Source organism: Anaerolineae bacterium (assembly GCA_035529315.1).
GTDB lineage: Bacteria > Desulfobacterota > Desulfobacteria > Desulfobacterales > ETH-SRB1 > Desulfaltia.
The window spans coordinates 1-20,784 of the sequence record DATKWZ010000049.1 but is presented as its reverse complement, the minus strand read 5'-3'; the positions used below and the strand labels follow the sequence as shown (position 1 = coordinate 20,784).

Genomic DNA, 20,784 nt, shown 5'->3' with positions numbered 1-20,784 from the left:
ATTTGGCTGAATTCGGGAAAATGTCGCATTTCTCCATCTTTCATACAACAAACACGAATTGACCTGGATTTCTCTTAATGTTTCTTCCCACAACTAAAAATGAGCTGAATGCTCTTGGCTGGAAGTCTCCGGACGTCATACTGGTAACAGGAGACACTTATGTGGATTCTCCGTTTATCGGCGTCGCGATCATTGGAAAGGTACTGTTAGATGCCGGTTACACGGTAGGCATAATAGCGCAGCCCGATATCTTCAGTGGAAAAGATATCGAGCGGCTGGGGGAACCGAATCTTTTCTGGGGAATTACTTCGGGATGCATGGACTCCATGATATCCAATTATACTCCGACGAATAAACGGCGAAAGCGAGATGATCTGACCGGCGGCGGTCTAAATATCAGACGTCCGGACATGGCGGTTATCGCGTATGCCAATCTTGTTCGCCGCTATTTCAAAAAGACAAAACCGATTGTTATCGGCGGGATTGAAGCAAGCCTGAGACGCATCTCCCATTATCATTACTGGTCCGACAGTATACGGCGGTCCATCCTTTTTGACGCCAAGGCCGATGTTCTGGTTTATGGGATGGGGGAAAAAACAACTCTCGAACTGGCAGAAAACATCCGGCACCACCGACCGGTTACAGATGTCCGCGGAATCTGCTATATTGCCCCGGAAAAAGAAGAAGGTTACATAGAGCTCCCGTCCCATGCGGAAGTTGCGGTGGACAACACCAGGTTCATTGAAATGTTTAAGGTTTTTTATAAAAACAATGACCCAATAACCGGAAAAGGTCTTTGCCAGAAACAGGACAGCCGGTATCTGATCCAGAATCCTCCTCAGTTTCCGCTCACGAACGAGGAACTGGACCATGTTCATGATCTAGACTATGAACGGAACGTCCACCCGTATTATGCGGCATGGGGGCCTGTGCGAGCACTTGAAACCATCCGTTTTTCAATCACTACTCACAGAGGATGTTATGGCGACTGTAACTTCTGCGCCATATCAGCACATCAGGGGCAAAGGGTTGTGGATCGGAGCGAAGCGTCCATTCTGAAGGAAGCGTCGATTTTAATCAACCATCCTGAATTTAAAGGATACATTCACGATGTCGGAGGCCCCACCGCCAATATGTACGGCATCGAATGCGAGCGAAAAAAAACCAAGGGCAGATGCCGCAACAAGCGCTGCCTGACTCCTGTCATCTGCAATAAGCTGGAAATCAGCCATCTCCCCCAGATTACCCTGCTGAAAAAAATCAGGCTGCTGCCGAAGGTTAAAAAGGTTTTCATCGGTTCCGGAATACGCCATGATCTGGTGCTGAAAGATCAAACATACGGCCTTCAATATCTTAAAGAGATTATACAGCATCATATTTCCGGACAACTGAAGGTCGCGCCCGAGCATTCCGAAGATCATATACTTGCGCTCATGGGAAAACCCCCCATCGAGAGCTTTGTGGAATTCTTCCGCTGGTTTCAGAAAATCAACCGGCAGATGGGGAAAAAACAGTTCTTAACCTGTTATTTTATCGCTGCTTATCCGGGATGTACATACCAGGACATGGAGCGTTTAAACCGCTTCAACCACAGGGTACTCAAGTTCAAACCCAGGCAGATTCAGATTTTTACGCCCTCTCCGTCGACACCGGCAACCCTTATGTACTATACGGGAAAAGCCTATGACAGCGGAAAATCGATTTTTGTTGAGAAGGACAAACAGAACAAAGAAAAACAAAAAAACCTGCTCCTCAAAGGACTTTCCGGGTAACGAAACGGTTTTTTTAAAGGGGTATGTTGGACTTTTTATGAATTTAACTCACAACAATTCTTTCTTTTGGTTCCGTCAGCACCTCTCCGATAACTGCGGCAGCATCTATCCCTTTTTTCTTTAATTCATCTACCAGATCGCCTGCGCTTTCTTTCTCCACGCTAATCAGCAATCCCCCGGATGTCTGGGGATCATAAAGAATATCCAGAACAGCCTGTTTTACAGAAGGAGAAATATCGACCATACCCTCACGAAACTTCCTGTTATTATAAGCTCCGGCAGGCACAAACCCCATTGCCGCGTAATCAAGGGCTTCAGGGATTATCGGTATCTTCTCGGACCAGAGGCTGATTCCAAATCCGGAATCTACAACCATTTCAGCAACATGACCTAACAGGCCAAAACCGGTAATATCGGTGCAGGCGTGAACAGGAAACCCCTTCATCACCTGAGCCGCATCCCGGTTAAGCGTAGCCATAAGATGTGTAACAAATTCTATGAGTTGAGTGGAAGCGATGCCCCCTTTAATGGCTGTGTTAATAATACCGGTGCCAAGCGGCTTGGTAAGTATTAAACGATCTCCGGCATTAAGAGCCTTTTTTGTAAGGATATGATCCGGGTGGACAAAACCGGTAACCGAAAGGCCGTATTTCAGCTCCTTGTCCTCCACGCTGTGTCCTCCCACAAGAACCACACCCGCCTCCTTCATCTTGTCCAGTCCCCCCTGGATAATCTGACGGAGTACAGACATCTCCATCTGTTTGACTGGAAAGGCTACAATGTTCATGGCTGTTTTGGGAATACCTCCCATGGCATAGACATCGCTTAAGGCATTGGCAGCGGCAATCTGTCCGAACCAGTAAGGATCATCAACAATCGGCGTGAAAAAATCAACGGTCTGAATCATGGCGATATCATCCGTGATCTTATAAACTCCTGCGTCGTCCGCGCGGTCCAAACCAACAATAAGATTTGAATCAGTCGGAAACTCCAACCCGCATAATGCCCTCTCCAGGTCCCCTGGAGGTAATTTAGAAGCTCAGCCAGAGCCTGTAACCGTCTCAGTAAGACGAAGCGCTTTTTTTTCTGTCATGGTGTTTCCCTCCTCAGAATCTCCTCCAGTGCTGCGGGTATGTGGCGTATAATCTCCATTACCTGGGTCGCCGGCGTTGGCCGGGCATAATAGCCGGCTAATCGATTCACCTTTGCGGCAATAATTGCGGCTTTGCTTATTTCCATTCCGGATTCAATCAAGGCTGCGACAATGCCGGTAATTGTATCCCCTGTGCCGCCCATAGCCTCCATGGCTTCACAGGCAGGGCTGTCGATTATTGCCTTAATCCCATCCTGGTCGGCCAGGTAATCCTTTTCACCCTTAACAAGAACAAAGCGCGAAGCATTTTCATGTGCATATGCACGTTTAATCAGATCCGGCACACGCTTTTCATCCTGAAAAATAAAACCCCGTGTGTAAAACGGGTGCGGCGCAGTTTCATCGGCCAGAAAGGCCAGTTCGCCTATATCCGGTGTAAACAGATCATATGCAGCGGCCTGACCGCTCATCTTGGCTGCATACATAAATCCGGCATCCGCAATCAGGACAGGCTGCTTTGCCATCTCTTCTATAGCAAATAAAACACGGTTATGCCAGTCTACATCCGGCTGAAGATAATGAAATGTAATGCCGGAAAACCCGGATTGGTCAAGATTATTAGTCAGATATTCATAAAGTTTCCGGCTGCCGCCTCCGAGGCCGATGTCGCCGACCAGATAGCCGAAAAGTTCTGATTTGCCCATAACCTGCCCGGCTTTGACAGCCGCGGCCAGCAGGGCCGGAGTCCCGCGGTTAACATGGACCCGCCTTCCCTGGATGCAGATTTCATCGTCTTTCATGCTGACTTCCCCTGTTATCAGGGGAAACTTTTGATCAGGAACGGTTCCCACTATGGCGAGCATTGACGTTTCATCTCCTCATAAGCCAGTTGCAGTGCATATCCGCAGAGAGTATGACCTATTTCCCTGGGGCTTGGCGCTTCGGACAACGATTTTCCAACCATTTCCTGTGCCAGATACGGAACATCCGGGCAGCCGCCGCCTGATATGTTTACTATCTTCAGGGTCTTTTTCTCAACAGTTAATTTCATATTAGCCGCTCGAACCATCAAGTATTGACCAAAATCCTTAATCTGGAAGAGATCAACAGGCCGCAACAGAGGACCGCTGACAGGGACTATTTCCCTTGGAACAACCCCTGCCTCCTCAAGAGTTCTTATAATATTAAGTTCTTCTATAAGCGGAAACTCTATAACCAGATCGCATCCGTTTTGAATTTCAGGCGGCGGCCCCATAACCCTGATTTTCCACCCTGATGCCTTAAGAACGCTTTCAGCACGGATCACCTCGCTGGTATGTTCAAATACCAATATACCCCTGTCCTGATCAGACTTTAGTGTTTTTTTTTCTTTTTTCTTTTTTAAAAATTCAAAAAATGACAATTCTCATTCCCCCACTTTGAATTGATGATTGTTGATCGTTGATTATTGATTATTGGAATAGCTTCGCTCTATCTTTTTAATCGATAACCTAATCCCTTAATCCCCTAATCCCTCTTAATAGTAAGCTGATACCCTCCCTCTTTCTCCTGAATATCAGCAATCTCCCACCCCTGGCTTTGGGCGACCCGGCTGACATTCTCTTTGGAAGTATCTGTATCTACCTTTATTATGATTTCCCCTTTTTTAATCTCTTTGATTTTATTTAAAGTCATCAAGACCGGTTGAGGACAGGAGAGCCCTTTGGCATCAACAATTATACTCATAATTTTACCCCCCTTAACTTACCCTTTTTCTCATTGTAAATCCTATAAACAAACAGACAATAAGCCCGATAATAACAGCGGCAATGCCGTGAGGCCCCACCCCGTTCGGCGAGCTTGCCAGGCCGAAATTATGGGCGAATCCAGCTCCGACTATCATACCCATTACAAAGACAGCAGCATCACCGTCACCTTCACCTGCCAGAAAAAGCTGCCGCCCGGGACATCCACCGGCCAAGGCAAAAGCAAGACCGGCAAGTACCATTCCGCCAAAGTTCCAGATTTGCATGGTATGGGCAACCGGTTGTTTCACAAATCCGGGATGAAACTGCTGGAGAAGCAAATTTGCAATAAATGCCGACGCTACAAGCGCTATAACACCGGATAAAAGATGGGCCTGTCGAAACAGAATCAAATCCCTAAAGGCGCCCATAGTACAGAAACGGCTCCTCTGCGCTAAAAATCCTATTGCAAGTCCTGTTGCCAGAGAGACAGGCAAAAAAGCATGCATGGCGCCAGGGCCTTTTACACTATAAAACAGAATCCCGCTTTTAGCCTCCCCCTTAATTTGTGGAAACATGAGCATCAGTATTAGAAAACCGAGCATGGTCAAGGGGAGCAACCAGCCCACCGAGGTATAGGTTTTCTGAACGCGCCCAAGATTATATCCGCCTTTTAGAAAAAGGGTGCCTGTCCAGATACCGCCTATGAGTCCGAGCAATCCAAAGATTGCATTCCCGTCTCCAGCGGCTAAGCGCAGCATTGCCCGCCAGGGACATCCCAGAAAAACAAGAGCCCCTATCATGGCAAAAACACCAAGTACAAATCTTGCAATGGGCGCAGAACCCGCCCTTGCCCGAAATTCCTTAAAAATATAGGCGGCAAGCAATGAGCCTAAAACAAAACCGATAATCTCCGGCCGCATGTACTGGACCACACCTGCTTGATGGAATCCGATTGCTCCTGCTATATCCCTTCCAAAACATGCAACGCAAACACCCATGTTGCCGGGATTTCCCAGCTTTTGTAAAAGCGCGGCAAGTACACCGATAAATGCCCCTACGCTTATAATTCCCCAGCGAGTTGCAAAAATGTTTTTTTTCATTTTACTTCAGTCCTTTCTTTTTATGAGTTTTACATATTCCCGCATTGATTCTTTAATGAAATATTCGGGCTAAAAGGCACGTTATGAAATCTGATCGATTTGGAAAAAAAAGAAAGGCTATAAGTGAAAAAATAGACTCGATTTTTCAGCTAACGACAGTGCCTACCGAACCCGGGCAGAATTGCTTATAATAACTCAGGTAAAGCCGAAAAATTGATACATGGATGAACCCCTTGCTGGAATGTTGATTGGCACAGTATAGAGGATGCGCCGATTTGTCAAACTGGATTTTCCGATAACAGGACGGCTTTTTCATGAAAAAAACCGATCAGCCTCCTTCGAAGCCTTGTTTTTTCTTAAAGCCTAGAATTTCATTTTTTGCATTAATATTTTTCATTAACAACTTGACTTTAGATAAAAATAGATTATTATCTGATGCGTCAATAAATATTCACATTTATAGGCATGCAGGTTTCGTTCCGAAGGAAATATCCATTTTTCAAAAGTGGCGACCTGAAGTTTGGAACCATGAAAAATTTTTGAAAGGAGGATGTCACGATGACTAATGGAATTGTAAAATGGTTTAGCGATAAAAAAGGTTATGGCTTCATCGAGCAGGAAGATGGTCCGGATGTATTTGTTCATCATTCAGGAATCGATAGCGAAGGCTTTAAAACTCTTAATGACGGCGACAAGGTTACATTTGACATAGAACAGGGGCAAAAAGGTCCCGCAGCAGTAAACGTTAAGGTAGTCTAAACCATCATTTCAAACATATAAAGGGCACTCCATTATTTTATTCAATGGAGCGCCCTTTCTTATCAGGTCTCTCTGCAAGCATCCATTAAAAAATCAAGCATGGCACGGCATATTGGAGAAACGGTTCTCCTTTTATCCATGATCAGATAAAATTTTCGCAATATGGAAATCCCTTTTATATGTACGGCCTTAAGCGATCCTGTTTCAAGCTCGGTCTCAATAGCTCTTGAAGATATAATAGACACACCGAGACCCGCCTTAATGCCTTCTTTGACCGCTGTAGAAGATCCAAGCCGGGCAACAACATGGAGTGAATCAATAATCTTTGATGCAGAGGAGCCAAGATACTCTTCTATTATCCTCAGGGTTCCTGAACCGACCTCTCTTAATATAAACGGCTCGTCAGAAAGCTCTTTAATATCTATCTGTTTCTTTTGGGCCCAGCAGTGATCCCGGGGTACAGCTAAAACCAGTTCGTCGTTCCACAACTCCTTGAATATAAGTTCCCTGTTCGAACTCTTTGATCCGACCACACCGAGCTCAAAATCTCCATTAAGAATGCGACGCTCGATTTCATCTGTATCTGCAATGGTCATTACAACCGATATTGATGGGTATTTTTTATTAAAAAGTCCGATAGATTTTGGAAGGATGTATTCGCCGGGTATTGTGCTCGCCCCTATATGCACATCCCCTTTTTTAATGCCAAGAAAGTTTTCCATATCAAGACAGGCTCTTGTTTTCATGTCCAGCAGCTCATTTGCGTGCCTATAAAGAAGTTTGCCTGCCATGGTCGGAACAACCTGCCGGCCCAATCTATCAAGCAGTTTTACCCCGACCATGCTTTCCAGGGAGGCGATTCTCTCGCTGACAGAGGCCTGGGCCAGAAAAACAGCTTCGGCTGCTTTTGAAAAACTTTTTAATTCAACCACTTTGCAAAAAATCTCCAACTGCCGGAGGTCGAAATCTATCGACGTTTTTTTAATGGATTTCTGTTTCATTGTATTTTTTCCCTGCTTCCGCTTCGGCAAGCTACGGGGAACGCGCTCGCTTTTGCGGTTCAAAACGATCTTGGCTTGCAGATAATCTCCCTGATGCACATATCGAAAAGATTAGACTGGTTTGCGGGTTTGATTATAAGAGCTGCATCTGCTCCACCTGATGTCCCTCCAATGGAAACAATATCGTTTCCTGTAAGAGTTCCGGCGTCAGCCGCCATAATCGACACCTCCACAGCGACCTTTGTGCCCTGGCCAAAAAGCCTTAAAGTATCGGCAATAAGGAGCACGGGATAGCTTCCCCCGTATTTTTTCGCGATGGATCGTTCAACGCCTGACAGGGCATGGGTTGCCGAAACAATTGTCGCTCCATGTTTTTTTAAATCTTCGCAAACTTTATCAGGCATCACCTTTTTAAAAGGCGCTTTAAAGCCGCAGTGGTATGTCACCACAACAATCCGGAAACCCTGAAATATTTCCAGCGCCTTATAGGCTGTATCCCCTTCGGAGGAAGCCAGCACAACCTCGTCTAAACCTAATTCTTTTCCCCTTTCATATGCCAGCTCCAGAGTCTTGTTTGTATTAACCTTTCCTGCTTTATCAAAATACATAATATCCTCCTGTATGCTATAAATAACTTCTTGTATTACATAATATTTTTTAGTAGAGTCAACTCTATTTAAATTTTGAGGAGAAGTATATGAATGAAGGTCAGGAAAAATTAACCGGACTTTTGCAGGACCTTATAAAAATCAATTCCATAATAGCCACCGAATTAATCCAGCTTGTAGAAAATTCCAGCAGACAGATACGCGGCGACATACCCGAGTCATGCATAAAAGCACATGCGGGATTAAGAAAAGAAATTATAGAGATCGCTGAAAAATGGCACAAGGATTGCGCCCTTTTAAGGGAGCATAATCTAAAGCATGATTAAATAACACGTTTTGTAAAAAGTGGTTTTTGACTTTTTACGAGTTTGTCAAATAAAAATGAATTCATAAATAAAGGTTGAAGCTATGTTTAATTTTCTTTTCAAAAAAGAGAACCGTGTTGAAGTATTAATTTTTGAATACATGGACACATTGAAACTTACCCAGGAAAGCTTTTTAAATGCAATAAATAGCTGCCTTGAAGACCAAAAGTGTGATGAGTTTGAGTTTCTTATCACTCAGACCCACAAGTACGAGTCCAAAGCAGACGATATCCGTGACGAGATAAACAATATGATGTACAGCAAGGCGCTGATTCCTGATTCGCGCGGAGATATAATGCGGCTTATTGAGTCAATAGATCTGATCCCGCATCTTTTTGAACGTGTTCTGTTTGTTATGCAAACTGAAAAACTAAGCATACCCGAGTTCATTGCCTTAGATGTCAAGGACCTCATACGCATCAGTCTTGAATGCTGTGATCTTTTATCCAGGCAGTTAGCTCTTCATTTGAAGCAAAAGCATGGAATACGCGCCATCCTCGGCACTATTGACACAAACGAAAGCCACTGCGACCATATTGAACGGCGTATTATCAGTAAAATTTTTGATTCAGATCTGGATCCGTTCCTTAAACTCCAGCTAAAGGAACTAATCGTAATTATGGGGGAAATTTCAGATCAGGCAGACCGGGTGTCCAAGCGGATTAATATTATCAATATGAAGAGGCGGGTATAATGTTTTCTCTTTTAGGCGGAGTTTTTTTAGGATGGTCCCTTGGAAGCAACGACGCGTCTAATGTGTTCGGCGCCGCGGTTTCCTCCAGAATGATAAAGTTCTGGACAGCAGTTGTTGTTGCGTCGGTTTTTGTCGTGACAGGGGCGATTGTCGGAGGACAGCCGGGTATAGAAACTCTCAAGGGGCTGACCAGTATCAGGCTTGATCAGGCCGTGATTTCCTCTGTGGCGGCGGCTTTGACCGTAACCATAATGACGGTTCTGGGGCTGCCTGTCTCAGCATCACAAGCGGTTGTCGGAGCGATCATGGGAATCGGAATCCTGAATAACCAGATTAATTTAGGGGGCCTCGGGAAGGTAGTGGCATGCTGGGTCGGAACTCCCACAGGCGCAATGATTATATCCATCCCTCTCTACTATGTGATGGCGGCAATATATAATAAACTTAACCTGAGTGTCTTCAGGTCGGACAGCCTGCTTCGCATCGGCCTGATTGCTGCCGGGTCATATGGGGCCTATGCCCTTGGAGCAAATAGTGCCGCCAATGTAACAGCGGTTTTTGTTGGTGCCGGACTTATAACAGTATCCCTTGCCACCATTATCGGTGGGACCAGCATTGCCCTTGGTATTCTAACAAACAGCAGGTCGGTTATGGAGACGGTCGGCAAAAAACTTGTGAAGCTTGATCCGTTCTCGGCTTTTGTAGTAGCCTTGGCCCAGGCCATTACCGTGCATGTCTATACCCTAATCGGTGTTCCTGTCTCAACCTCCCAGGCTGTGGTCGGAGCTGTAATCGGCATCGGTATTGTAAAGGGCGCTCAAACGGTCAAAAAGAAAACCCTGCGAAATATTCTCCTGGCCTGGGTTTTAACGCCGGTTGTATCCTGCTTTATTGCTCTAATTATCGATTTTGCATATAATTTACATTACATTCCGCCTCAATAAAAATGGGTGTTAGGTGTTAAGGGTTAAGCAACAAAATCAGTATAAAACAAGATGATTATAGATTTTCATACACACATTTTCCCAAAAGAGATACGTGAAAACAGGGAAAAATATTTTCCGTCCGAACCTGGTTTCGAGCTTTTGTATGGCAGGCATGGATCAAAACTGGTAGGAGCCGGTGAACTAATTGATTCCATGGACAGCCATGGGGTGGACAGGTCTGTAATCTTCGGGTTTCCCTGGAAAAATTCAGACACATTTAAAAAGCATAATGATTATATAATTAAATCAACTAAAAGATACCCCGGCCGTCTTACAGGTTTCTGCTGTATTGATATATTCAGCAGGGAAGCTGTCGCCGAAATTATGCGGTGCTGTGAAAGCGGGCTTTCGGGCGTAGGAGAGCTTGCCCTTTATGAATCCGGCATTGATGAAGAATCCATAAACAGGCTGGAACCTGTAATGGGAATCTGCCTTGATAAAAACCTTCCTGTTTTGATTCATACAAATGAGCCTGTAGGCCATCAATATCCCGGCAAAACTCCAAACACTTTCAGGCAGATTTACAGACTGATAACAAAGTTTCCGGAAAACAAGATTGTTTTAGCCCACTGGGGCGGAGGCATATTCTTTTTTAATCTTCTTAAAAAAGAAGTAAAAAAGAGCTTTAACAACATATATTTTGACACAGCAGCATCCCCTTTTCTTTATGATGCAAAGATATACAGAATTGCAATTAATATCCTGGGACAAGACAGGATTATCTTTGGAAGCGACTTTCCGCTTTTAACACCTGCAAAATATTTCAAGGAGTTTGATCAAGCCGGACTTACAAAAAGCGAAATCGACTCTATTTGCGGGAAAAACACGGCAAGGTTGCTTGGTTTATAAGCTTAGAATCGCCTGCAGGATCGGTTGGATTTTAAGCCGGTGTTCAGGGGGTATCATAAAGGCAGGCATGGACCGGTTTGAGACCAGTGTGTTTTCCGCGCAATCGACTAAACCTTCTCTGTAGTTCCGGCGGACTTCGCCTGATTCTAAAAAAAGCAGCACATCGGTAAAGTTCCCGGAACAACCCTGCGAATCAACATGTTCAATATACTGTAAAAATATATTATTTACAGTAAGAATAAATTCATCAACCTCGGCATAACCTTTTTCCCGGCAGTTGTGTTTTGAAACAAAGCATCTGCATCCAAACGGCCTGACCTTATAAACCGGGCATTGTCTGTCTGTTAAAATCGGGCACTCTTCCTGAAAATAACGGCTATCTTCATCAGGGATATCCTCTCCTGCAACGGATAATTCAGCAAGCCTGTTTGTGGTTATGGCCGGCTGAAATCGCTTTTTATGCAAATCCTTCCGAATACCATTAAACAAATCCGCTTTCCCGTCCAATATTAAATACTCAACAATTTTGTACCCCTCAAGGGTCGTTAATGTGACATTCCGTGTGCAACAGCTGGCGCAGCATCTTTTGCATACCACATCCAGGTCGCGGGCAAAATCATCATAAACCTTATAAATCCTGTCCAAGACATCTAATTTTGAATTTAAGTTCATTTGCAGCCCTGTAAAATACTCTGTTTAAACAGCTTGACTTAAGATGAGCCAATAAGTAATTTTGATGACATCTTAAAAAATCTAATTCGTCCTCTTAACACCTGACACTTAACACTTTTTTAAAACATTATACGAGGGATATTATGAAAAGCAAAGTCTATTTTATCGACCTCAGGGCTACTTATAAGGAAAATCTGCCCCAAAAGATCGCAAGGCTTCTTAAAACAGCCGGTATTTCAAAAATTATCAAAGAAAGAGACCTTGTCGCAGTCAAGCTCCATTTCGGAGAATTGGGCAATACAGCCTTTATCCGTCCCGTATATATTCGAAAGATAGTGGAAACCTTAAAAGAGATCAACAGCATACCGTTTCTGACAGATTGCAACACACTTTATGCCGGCACGCGAAGCCATGCTCCTGATCATCATGCAACAGCTGTTTACAACGGCTTTGCCTATTCTGTGATAAATGCTCCTGTTATTATTGCAGATGGCTTAAGAGGGCAAAGTGAGACCTGTGTTACCATAGATCAGAAGAATTTTAATAAGGTTTATATCGGGTCTGAAATTATCCATGCGGATTCTCTGTTATCGGCAGCCCATTTCAAGGGTCATGAACTTTCCGGTTTTGGAGGAACCATAAAAAACCTGGGCATGGGATGCGCCTCACGAAGGGGAAAGCTGGCCCAGCATTCAACGGTAGCGCCAAAAGTAAAAAGAAAAAAATGTGCCGGCTGCGGGGAATGCACAGCTCACTGCTCGCAACAGGCCATTTCTCTAATCAAAGAAAAGGCGGTTATTAGCCCCAAAAAATGTATAGGATGCGGAGAATGCATCATTATCTGTCCAAATAAAGCAATACAGATCCAGTGGAATCAGGATATACCTGTTTTTATGGAAAACATGGTCGAATATGCGATGGGTGTTTTAAAAAACAAGAAAGGCAGAGCATTGTTTCTTAATTTCATTACAGATGTGTCCCCTGCCTGTGATTGCATAGCCCATAATGATGCGCCGATTATAAGAGATATCGGGATAGTTGCATCAAAAGACCCTGTTGCCATTGACCAGGCATCGGCAGACCTTGTGAACAAAGAGTATGCCCTTCCGGGATCATGCCTTAAAACAAACACAAAACCAGGCGAGGATAAATTCAGGGCTTTATATCCTGAAGTTGACTGGGAGATCCAGCTCGATTATGCTGAAAAGATTAAACTTGGAAGCCGCGCTTACGAGATGGTCTCACTTTAAACCAATAATTTCCAAATTACGTTTAACCTGATTTATAAACAGATCATAATTATAAAACAAAGCGCTTATGTTTAGGTTGACAGGCTGATTTAAAATTATATATAAAATGACATTGGCTGTTGCCGTCGATTTAATGTTTTATTTTTGTACAGGTTTGATGAATTCGTAAAAATACAATATGTTACTTTAACCAGCCGGATACAAGAGAGTACGAGGGAGAAAAAAGATGGTAGAAAAACATGATGATGCTTTAATTCTCTGGTTTGATAATATTTCCATCAATGACATTCCCATGGTTGGCGGGAAAAACGCTTCACTTGGGGAGATGTATCAAAAACTTACCTCCAAAGGAGTGGCTGTGCCGCACGGCTTTGCAATCACCGCGTATGCATATCAGTACCTTCTTAAATCAGCAGGCATTGAAGATGCCATAAAAGATGCGCTGGCCGGACTGGATACACATAACATGAAAAATCTCCAGGAGCGGGGCAAAAAAGCCAGAAATATCATACGCACTGCCGAGTTCCCGGACGATCTCAAGCAGGCTATTATTGAAGCATACAAAAAAATGGAAGAAGAATACGGCGACAATGTAGACGTGGCTGTCCGGTCATCCGCTACCGCAGAGGATCTGCCTGACGCGTCCTTTGCCGGCCAGCAGGAAACCTTCCTTAATATCCAGGGCACTGACAATCTCATTGACAATTGCAAAAAATGCTTTGCCAGCCTGTTTACAAACCGCGCCATTTCATACAGACATGATAAAGGATTCGGCCAGTTTGACGTATATCTCTCTATTGCGGTTCAAAAGATGATCCGAAGCGATTCCGCCTCTTCCGGAGTTATATTCTCCATTGACACGGAAACCGGTTTTAAGGACGCGGTTTTTATTACCGCTTCATGGGGCCTTGGCGAAAATGTTGTGCAGGGCGCTGTCAATCCGGATGAATATTATGTGTTTAAGCCGACTTTAAAACAAGGCAAAAGACCTATAGTCGGTAAAAGGGTGGGAAGTAAAGAAATCAAGATGATATATAATACATCCGGTGATGGCGGGGAGCCGGTCAGGAATATTGATACCACACCTGAAGAACAGGGAAGTTATGTAATAAATGATGATGAAATCATCCATCTCGCCAAATGGGCCTGCATTATCGAAGATCATTATGGGAAAGCCATGGACATTGAATGGGCCAAAGACGGTGATGGCGTTAATGTCGGCACAGGCAAACTTTTTATCCTCCAGGCAAGGCCGGAAACCGTTCATTCACAAAACACAAAAAGGGTCATGGAAACTTATGTGCTCAAAGAAACCGGCAATGTTCTTGTAACCGGACAGGCTGTGGGAGCCAAGATCGGCCAGGGCTGTGCCCATATTATTAAAGATACGGCCCATATAGATGAATTTAAGAAAGGTGAAATTCTGGTTACCGACATGACGGATCCTGACTGGGAGCCGATAATGAAAATAGCCGGCGCTATTGTAACCAACCGTGGCGGACGAACCTGCCATGCGGCGATCATCTCCCGTGAGCTGGGAATCCCGTGCGTAATAGGCACTGTGAACGGATCGGAGATTATCAAAACCGGCGCAGAGATTACCGTTTCCTGCGCGGAAGGTGAAACAGCCAAAATATATGAGGGGCTTTTAAAATTCGAAATAGATAAAATCGATCTTGATTCAGTGCCTGCAACCAGGACCATGATCATGATGAATGTCGGAATCCCGGAAAAGGCCTTCACCGAATGCCAGATCCCCAATGAAGGGGTGGGGCTTGCCAGAGAGGAATTCATTATTAATTCACATATCGGAATTCATCCGCTGGCTCTGTATTACTTTGATGATCTCAAAGCCAAAGCCGAGAAAGGCGACAGTGAACTAACAGAAATTGTAAAAAAGATCGAAGCTAAAACCACGGCTTACCCGGACGACAAGAAACAGTTTTTTATAGATAAACTTTCTGAGGGTGTCAGCCGCATAGGAGCGGGCTTCTATCCAAAGGACGTAATTGTCCGGCTGTCTGATTTTAAAAGCAATGAGTACGCCAATCTGATCGGCGGCACCTTATATGAACCCGTAGAAAGCAATCCCATGATCGGCTGGAGAGGGGCATCCCGTTATTATGACAAGAAATACAAACCAGCCTTTGAGCTTGAATGCAAAGCTCTGATCAAGGCGCGCAACGATATGGGCCTGACCAACATTAAATTGATGGTGCCGTTCTGCAGGACGCCTGAAGAAGGACGCAGGGTAATTGAGGTTATGAAGGAATTCGGTCTTGTTCAGGGTGAAAATGGTCTTGAAGTATATGTGATGTGCGAGATACCCAGCAACGTAATCTCAGCAGATGCCTTCTGTGATGTCTTTGACGGGTTCTCTATCGGCTCCAACGACTTAACCCAGCTTACCCTGGGTCTGGATCGCGATTCAGACCTTGTCGCCCATATATTTGACGAACGTAACGAAGCCGTTAAAACCATGGTGCGCATGGTCATTGATGTTGCCAAACGACGCGGCAAAAAGATCGGGATATGCGGCCAGGCTCCAAGTGATTTCCCTGAATTTGCCACATTCCTCGTTGAATGCGGCATAGATTCCATGAGCCTTATTCCTGACACTGTTATTAAAACAAGGCTGGCTGTGGCAGCAAAAGAAAAAGAATTAGGCATCAAGGCCGATTAGCTGTTAATACCGCTTTACCCGTTATGATATCTATAATATGCCGCGCATGTTCCTTCGCTGGACACCATGCACGGGCCTACGGGATCCATGGGTGTGCAGACCTTCTTATATAAAGGGCACTCGGGGGGTAACTTCAGGCCTGTAAGAATCTCACCGCAAGCACATGCCTTTGGATCTTTTGATTCAGGCGCTGAAAATTCAATCATCTCTGCTGCATCAAATGAAGAAAACCTTTTTCTGATTTTTAAACCGCTTTTTGGTATTACCCCTATACCGCGCCATTTAACGTCAACTGTTTCAAAAACATCCTCCATGATTTTCTGCGCTTTTTTGTTTCCATCAAATGTCACCGCCCTGGGGTATCCATTGATAAGTTCCGGAGTGTTTGATTCTATCTGTTCAACCAGTATCGATATGGACTGCAATATATCCGACGGTTCAAAACCGGCAATAACGCATGGCATTTTATGCTTTTCAAAAAATGGAAGATAAGCCTTTGTGCCGATAATTACGGAAACATGTCCGGGCAGAATAAAGCCGTCTATTTTCACCCCTTTTGTCTGCATCAAGGCGTCAAGAGCAGGAGGAACTATTTTGTGGGCTGAAAAAACAAAAAAGTTATCAAGATTTGCCTCCTTTGCTGAAATTATGGTGGCCGCTATGGTCGGGGCTGTTGTTTCAAAGCCCACGCCTAAGAAAACCACCTTTTTATCGGGATTTTTCCTTGCGATTTCAAGAGAGTCAAATGTGGAATATACAACACGGATATCCCTGCCGTTTGCCAGCTCCTTTTGAAGGGATGAATCTGTCCCGGGAACTCTTATAAGGTCACCAAAGGTCGCGATAATAACATCATCCGCCCTGGCAAGCCCTATAAAGGCATCTATCTCCTTCTGGTCGGTAACACATACAGGACAGCCTGGACCTGAAAGAAGAGAAATTGAATCAGGCAACAGAGCCCTGATGCCATTTCTAAAAATAGACATCGTATGAGTGCCGCAAACCTCCATCAAGCGTATCTTTCTTTGGCTTATCTTTTTTATCCTGTTAATAATTGCCCTGGAAATTTCCGGGTCTCTATATTCTTCAACATGTTTTATTGTCATTTTAATTTCCGTTAATATGTAGTTGTTTAGTAATAAATTAAAAAATAATCACAAAAACAGATTACCGAACGTCATTTTCTTTGTCAACAAGAGTGGCTGCCTAAAACCCTGTATGTTTCCGCACCGTTATGAAATATCTTAACCTCGACTTGTTGAAGCTACCTGCAGCCCGGATGGAACGGGGCGGGGGAATGCGCTCGCTTTTAAGAATTTGGATTTATTTCGGACAATAATGGCACGCTATATGCTTTTAAGAAAATAAAAGAAAATAAACCGTTTAATCGCTTGAGAGTAATTTTGTCATGCCGGCACAAATTTATATTTATTTCAAGAAAAGGTTTATCTGAATATTGCAAAAACTTGAAGAACCCTGTAGCAAGCTACGGGGTGGGTTAGCGCTCGCTTTTGCGGCTCACAAATATAGTAATCAAGATTACAATGTTTGATCTTTTGATTCTTAATTATGATTTCCGGTCTTTATGGTTTTTTACAAGTAAAACTTAAATAAAAAGAATTTTTTGCCGATATACCAGTAAAATTTTCCTGCTTTTCAGATAGAGGCAAGTAAACTGTAAGAAAGGATGCTGCAACATGAAAATAATACCGCATGAGATTTTAGAAATCGCCAATGATCAAAAAACCAACAAACTCACAAAAACTACAGGGGATAAATTTGAGGACATTCTTCAACAAACGATTAACAAATCGTCGTCTTCCGAGGATCAGACCATGGCACTGCCGCCGCTTCAAAACATATCAAATATAAGATTTGATCTCATTTCCAACATTGACAGAACCGAAAACATAAAAAGGGTGGAAAAGTTCCTGGATGTTCTCGAAAATTACCAGAAGAAACTTAAAGATCCGTCCGTCAACTTAAAGGATATGCATCCTCTTGTCACCCAAATGGAAAGTGAAGCAGAAAATATGTTACCACTTTTAAATTCACTGCCCGATGAAGATGGAATAAAGGATATCCTCAACAGAGCCCTCGTTACCTCCACTGTCGAGGCAATAAAGTTCAACAAGGGGGATTACATCTAAATATTTTACCGGATTTCATATCTTTTATGGAGCATCAACGCTTGCTTTCCTTTTCCGAACCGTTTCTGCCGGACAGATATTCTGCCAGACCTGAAACACTGTCCTGAATATCGAGAAAGCAGAAACGATAAGCATCATAATTTAAGCCATAAGGATCCGCGATCCCCCGATCTTTAGAACCAAAGCAGGCAAAGCGCCTGATTAAAAAAACCTTGTCTTCAGCTTCCGGGAAGTCATACAAAAGGTTTTTTACATGGGAATTTTCCATTGCCAATATAAGATCGCTTCTATTTATAATATCCTGTTTTGCGGATTTTGCCATATGGCGCGACAGATCAACATCATATTCCGCCGCAACTTTCTGTGCAAGGCTGGTGGCGCTATTGCCGGAAAGCGCAAGCAACCCCGCTGAATCAGCGACTATGTCATCAAGTCCATTTTTTTGCGCGAGCTTTTTTAGTAAACCTTCAGCAAATGGGCTTCTACATATATTACCCGTACAAACAAACAGGATATGTTTTATCCGATCCGACATTGGCCCTTTATGTGAAGCTCCTAGCCCACAGGGCGGAGCTTGCGCCCTTGGTCAAATTTTACATGAAGCGATTATATAATGACATACTTATCATCATGAAGAAGGCAGGTACAGTTTTTTCTGGTCTTAGCCAGATACATGGCCTGATCTGCAAGCTTAATATATTCATCCACTGATGTGAACTTGTTGAACGTTGAAGCAACGCCTATACTTGCCGTCACACATTCCAGGGCATCCACGCTTTCTCCGTTGCTGTTAATTACAGCCATTTTGAGTCGGCTGATTCCGGAACCGATCTCCCCTGCCAGCTCAACTGCCTCGGTTTGTTCTATCTCTGGAATAAAGACTTCGTATTCATCGCCGCCATAACGTGCTGTCAACCCTTTTCTTTCATACCTGTCAAAAATGTATTTGCCAAGAAAGTCGGCCACCAGGACGATTGCCTTGCTTCCCGTACTATGACCAAAGGTATCGGGAACCGTCTTGAAAAAATCTAAATCTATGAAATATAAATAGCCTTTTTTGTTTTTGGCTCTTAAATATTCGAGATTGTCTCCAAGGCGGGACTCAAAGCTTCTTTGATTATATAACCCCGTAAGGTAATCTTTGTTGAATTCTATGGTACGGATAATATTGGTGACGATATGGCGTTTACAAAAGTAGTCCACAAGCTCAAGGTCATATTTTGAATAAGTACCTTTCCCCTTCTTGTTAATTAGTTGAAGAACGCCCAATGTCGTGGTTCCAACGGTTAAGGGAACGGTTAGCATATTGTCTGAAGCCACCCCGAGTTCATCGCCGACCTCGTGGTTAAAAAACGGATTGTTGACAGCATCTTTAACCAGCAGGGCCTGGCCGGTTCTGTAAACATATCCCACTATACCTTTGTCGGCAGGGATAGTACGACCAATCAGGCTTTCCGACTTGTCACCAAAACATGCGGCAAAAACGAGTCTCGCTGCCCCATAATCGAGGTTTCCATTTTCATCATAGACGCGTGTTGACGGGTCATCTATGTAGATCGTACCCGCGCGGGAAGGGGCTATAAATTTATTGACAAACTCGAGAACCTCCCTGATTATTTCACGGAAATTGATAGGGGATTGTCCCCCTCCATGCCTGTGCCGATCTAAGATTTCATCGACCGTTTTATTTTCTACACAATATACTTTTTGCATGCGATCTAATCCTAAGTTGTCAATCATTCTGCTTCGTCCTTCTCTCTTTGATGGACAGACACACGCAACAGTTTGCCGAGGCCTGCGAAAGGGGTGTGATTAGCCGCCGGTCTTTCTTCGGTATCAGAATCCGGAGTGTTCTGCCATTCGGCCTCCAGGAAGCGAGAGTGCTCATTGTCGTGGCAGTAGATGCACAACAGTTCCCAGTTGCTGCCGTCGGGCGGATTGTTCCCGTGATTATGGTCTCTGTGATGGACCGTCAACTCGCGCAGTTTTTTGCCGGAAAACTCCCTGCCGCATTTTCCGCAGACCCACGGGAAAATTTTCAGCGCTTTATTTCGAAACTCTTCTTTTTTCATTCTCTTTTCTCTTATTTGAACATAGACTTGACCTGGTTCCTCATCACCCAAAAGCCACGTCAAGAATCATCATTACCGAAAAACCGATCATTGTTGTCATTGTTACCAGATCGATGTTTTTATAATTTTTTTGAGATTCCGGGATAAGTTCCTCCACCACGACAAAAATCATGGCTCCTGCAGCAAAACAGAGAGCATATGGTAGAATGTTTTGCATTTTCATGACAAATAAAGCTCCGATAACTCCAGCAATGGGTCCAACCATACCGGAAGCTTGCCCTATGAAAAAACTTTTCCCTTTAGTCATCCCTTCTCTTCTCAATGGTATTGATACAGCGGCACCTTCAGGAAAGTTTTGAATCCCAATGCCGATTGCCAAAGCAATTGCTCCTCCAATTGTTGCAGAAGGAAGATTAGCCGCTACAGCTCCAAAAGCGACACCGACAGCCAGACCCTCAGGTATATTGTGGAGGGTTATGGCAAGTACCAGAAGGGTACTTCGTTGCCATGAAGTCTTCACCCCTTCACTTTTATCAACACTGAGGCCTGGATGAAGGTGGGGCAGGAATTTATCAGTCAGTCTCATAAAAACCCCGCCACCCATAAATCCGATGACCGCGGTCAGCCATGGGGTATGCCCCAACTGTTCCGCCATCTCTATGCCTGGTGCGAGAAGAGACCAGAAGCTCGCAGCAATCATTACGCCGGCAGCAAAGCCAAGCATTGAATCCATAACTTTTTGGTCTACAGCTCTGGTAAAGAAAACAAGCGCCGCCCCTGCGGCAGTCACACCCCAGGTAAAGAGTGTGGCAATGAACGCCTGCGTAACAGGATCGAATTGTTGAAAGAAATAGCTCATTTTTAGTTCATAGCAAACCTCTGCCCAGTCTAAAATCAATCTATCACTCTGATTTCTCAGGATCAACGAGGTTTTTTATTTTTTTGATGGTGAATCAGGACTTGCTTACAATTGGCTTGAAGCAAATTCCTTAAACCTTTCCAG

22 protein-coding genes are annotated in these 20,784 nt (G+C 44.1%); 9 read left to right on the top strand and 13 right to left on the bottom strand.

Annotated features, from left to right (window positions below; genetic code table 11):
- Positions 1-77: 77 nt before the first annotated feature.
- Positions 78-1,772, top strand: a complete 1,695-nt coding sequence (locus VMW78_09140) for a YgiQ family radical SAM protein (protein ID HUV51167.1) — start codon at positions 78-80, stop codon at positions 1,770-1,772.
- A gap of 43 nt (positions 1,773-1,815) precedes the next feature.
- Here VMW78_09140 and selD read toward each other — a convergent pair whose 3' ends face one another.
- The 5 genes from selD to yedE all read right to left on the bottom strand — a co-directional run bounded on the left by selD (position 1,816) and on the right by yedE (position 5,692).
- Positions 1,816-2,865 (bottom strand): selenide, water dikinase SelD, encoded by a 1,050-nt coding sequence (gene selD, locus VMW78_09135; protein HUV51166.1) that lies wholly within the window; start codon positions 2,863-2,865, stop codon positions 1,816-1,818.
- Positions 2,862-3,728 (bottom strand): NAD(P)H-hydrate dehydratase, encoded by an 867-nt coding sequence (locus tag VMW78_09130; GenBank protein ID HUV51165.1) that lies wholly within the window; start codon positions 3,726-3,728, stop codon positions 2,862-2,864. The genes selD and VMW78_09130 overlap by 4 nt, the downstream gene beginning before the upstream one ends.
- Positions 3,716-4,267, bottom strand: a complete 552-nt coding sequence (locus tag VMW78_09125; GenBank protein HUV51164.1) for a DUF3343 domain-containing protein — start codon at positions 4,265-4,267, stop codon at positions 3,716-3,718. Before VMW78_09125 ends, VMW78_09130 begins: the two co-directional genes overlap by 13 nt.
- Positions 4,268-4,371: 104 nt before the next feature.
- On the bottom strand, positions 4,372-4,590 hold the full coding sequence (locus tag VMW78_09120) for a sulfurtransferase TusA family protein (GenBank protein ID HUV51163.1): 219 nt from the start codon (positions 4,588-4,590) through the stop codon (positions 4,372-4,374).
- A gap of 13 nt (positions 4,591-4,603) precedes the next feature.
- Entirely contained in the window at positions 4,604-5,692 is a 1,089-nt protein-coding gene (yedE, locus tag VMW78_09115; protein HUV51162.1) for a YedE family putative selenium transporter, read from the bottom strand.
- Between the two features lie 558 nt (positions 5,693-6,250).
- Between yedE and VMW78_09110 the strand changes: the two genes are divergently transcribed.
- Positions 6,251-6,451 carry a cold-shock protein gene (locus tag VMW78_09110; GenBank protein ID HUV51161.1) on the top strand — a complete coding sequence of 67 codons (201 nt, stop codon included), beginning with the start codon at positions 6,251-6,253 and terminating at the stop codon, positions 6,449-6,451.
- A gap of 62 nt (positions 6,452-6,513) precedes the next feature.
- On the opposite strand, the gene VMW78_09105 is transcribed toward VMW78_09110, so the two are convergent.
- Positions 6,514-7,452, bottom strand: coding sequence for a selenium metabolism-associated LysR family transcriptional regulator (locus VMW78_09105; GenBank protein ID HUV51160.1), 939 nt, complete (start codon positions 7,450-7,452; stop codon positions 6,514-6,516).
- 59 nt (positions 7,453-7,511) lie between these two features.
- Positions 7,512-8,060, bottom strand: a complete 549-nt coding sequence (locus VMW78_09100) for a pyruvate kinase alpha/beta domain-containing protein (GenBank protein HUV51159.1) — start codon at positions 8,058-8,060, stop codon at positions 7,512-7,514.
- An 89-nt stretch (positions 8,061-8,149) separates the two neighbouring features.
- On the opposite strand from VMW78_09100, the gene VMW78_09095 reads away from it, so the two are divergent.
- The 4 genes from VMW78_09095 to VMW78_09080 all read left to right on the top strand — a co-directional run bounded on the left by VMW78_09095 (position 8,150) and on the right by VMW78_09080 (position 10,954).
- On the top strand, positions 8,150-8,386 hold the full coding sequence (locus VMW78_09095) for a hypothetical protein (GenBank protein HUV51158.1): 237 nt from the start codon (positions 8,150-8,152) through the stop codon (positions 8,384-8,386).
- An 82-nt stretch (positions 8,387-8,468) separates the two neighbouring features.
- The gene (locus VMW78_09090) at positions 8,469-9,119 is read left to right on the top strand and encodes a DUF47 family protein (GenBank protein HUV51157.1); all 651 of its coding nucleotides are present in this window, start codon (positions 8,469-8,471) and stop codon (positions 9,117-9,119) included.
- Entirely contained in the window at positions 9,119-10,063 is a 945-nt protein-coding gene (locus VMW78_09085; protein ID HUV51156.1) for an inorganic phosphate transporter, read from the top strand. Before VMW78_09090 ends, VMW78_09085 begins: the two co-directional genes overlap by 1 nt.
- A 51-nt stretch (positions 10,064-10,114) precedes the next feature.
- On the top strand, positions 10,115-10,954 hold the full coding sequence (locus VMW78_09080; GenBank protein HUV51155.1) for an amidohydrolase family protein: 840 nt from the start codon (positions 10,115-10,117) through the stop codon (positions 10,952-10,954).
- Here the strand turns inward: VMW78_09080 and VMW78_09075 are convergent.
- Positions 10,949-11,626 (bottom strand): hypothetical protein, encoded by a 678-nt coding sequence (locus VMW78_09075; protein ID HUV51154.1) that lies wholly within the window; start codon positions 11,624-11,626, stop codon positions 10,949-10,951. The two genes, VMW78_09080 and VMW78_09075, sit on opposite strands and share 6 nt — an antisense overlap.
- A gap of 143 nt (positions 11,627-11,769) precedes the next feature.
- Here VMW78_09075 and VMW78_09070 point away from each other — a divergent pair, with 143 nt between their 5' ends.
- Positions 11,770-12,876, top strand: a complete 1,107-nt coding sequence (locus VMW78_09070) for a DUF362 domain-containing protein (GenBank protein HUV51153.1) — start codon at positions 11,770-11,772, stop codon at positions 12,874-12,876.
- 226 nt (positions 12,877-13,102) lie between these two features.
- Positions 13,103-15,559, top strand: coding sequence for a phosphoenolpyruvate synthase (gene ppsA / locus VMW78_09065; protein ID HUV51152.1), 2,457 nt, complete (start codon positions 13,103-13,105; stop codon positions 15,557-15,559).
- 14 nt (positions 15,560-15,573) lie between these two features.
- On the opposite strand, the gene hypD is transcribed toward ppsA, so the two are convergent.
- A complete protein-coding gene (hypD, locus tag VMW78_09060) occupies positions 15,574-16,665 on the bottom strand; it encodes a hydrogenase formation protein HypD (GenBank protein HUV51151.1) in 1,092 nt (363 codons plus the stop codon).
- A gap of 591 nt (positions 16,666-17,256) precedes the next feature.
- Here hypD and VMW78_09055 point away from each other — a divergent pair.
- Entirely contained in the window at positions 17,257-17,709 is a 453-nt protein-coding gene (locus VMW78_09055; protein HUV51150.1) for a hypothetical protein, read from the top strand.
- 34 nt (positions 17,710-17,743) lie between these two features.
- Here VMW78_09055 and VMW78_09050 read toward each other — a convergent pair whose 3' ends face one another.
- From VMW78_09050 to VMW78_09035, 4 genes are all read right to left on the bottom strand, one after another.
- A complete protein-coding gene (locus VMW78_09050) occupies positions 17,744-18,244 on the bottom strand; it encodes a low molecular weight protein arginine phosphatase (protein ID HUV51149.1) in 501 nt (166 codons plus the stop codon).
- 71 nt (positions 18,245-18,315) lie between these two features.
- On the bottom strand, positions 18,316-19,449 hold the full coding sequence (locus tag VMW78_09045) for a sensor domain-containing diguanylate cyclase (protein HUV51148.1): 1,134 nt from the start codon (positions 19,447-19,449) through the stop codon (positions 18,316-18,318).
- A complete protein-coding gene (locus VMW78_09040) occupies positions 19,446-19,781 on the bottom strand; it encodes a YajD family HNH nuclease (GenBank protein HUV51147.1) in 336 nt (111 codons plus the stop codon). Before VMW78_09040 ends, VMW78_09045 begins: the two co-directional genes overlap by 4 nt.
- A 43-nt stretch (positions 19,782-19,824) precedes the next feature.
- The gene (locus VMW78_09035; GenBank protein ID HUV51146.1) at positions 19,825-20,640 is read right to left on the bottom strand and encodes a ZIP family metal transporter; all 816 of its coding nucleotides are present in this window, start codon (positions 20,638-20,640) and stop codon (positions 19,825-19,827) included.
- Positions 20,641-20,784: the final 144 nt, after the last annotated feature.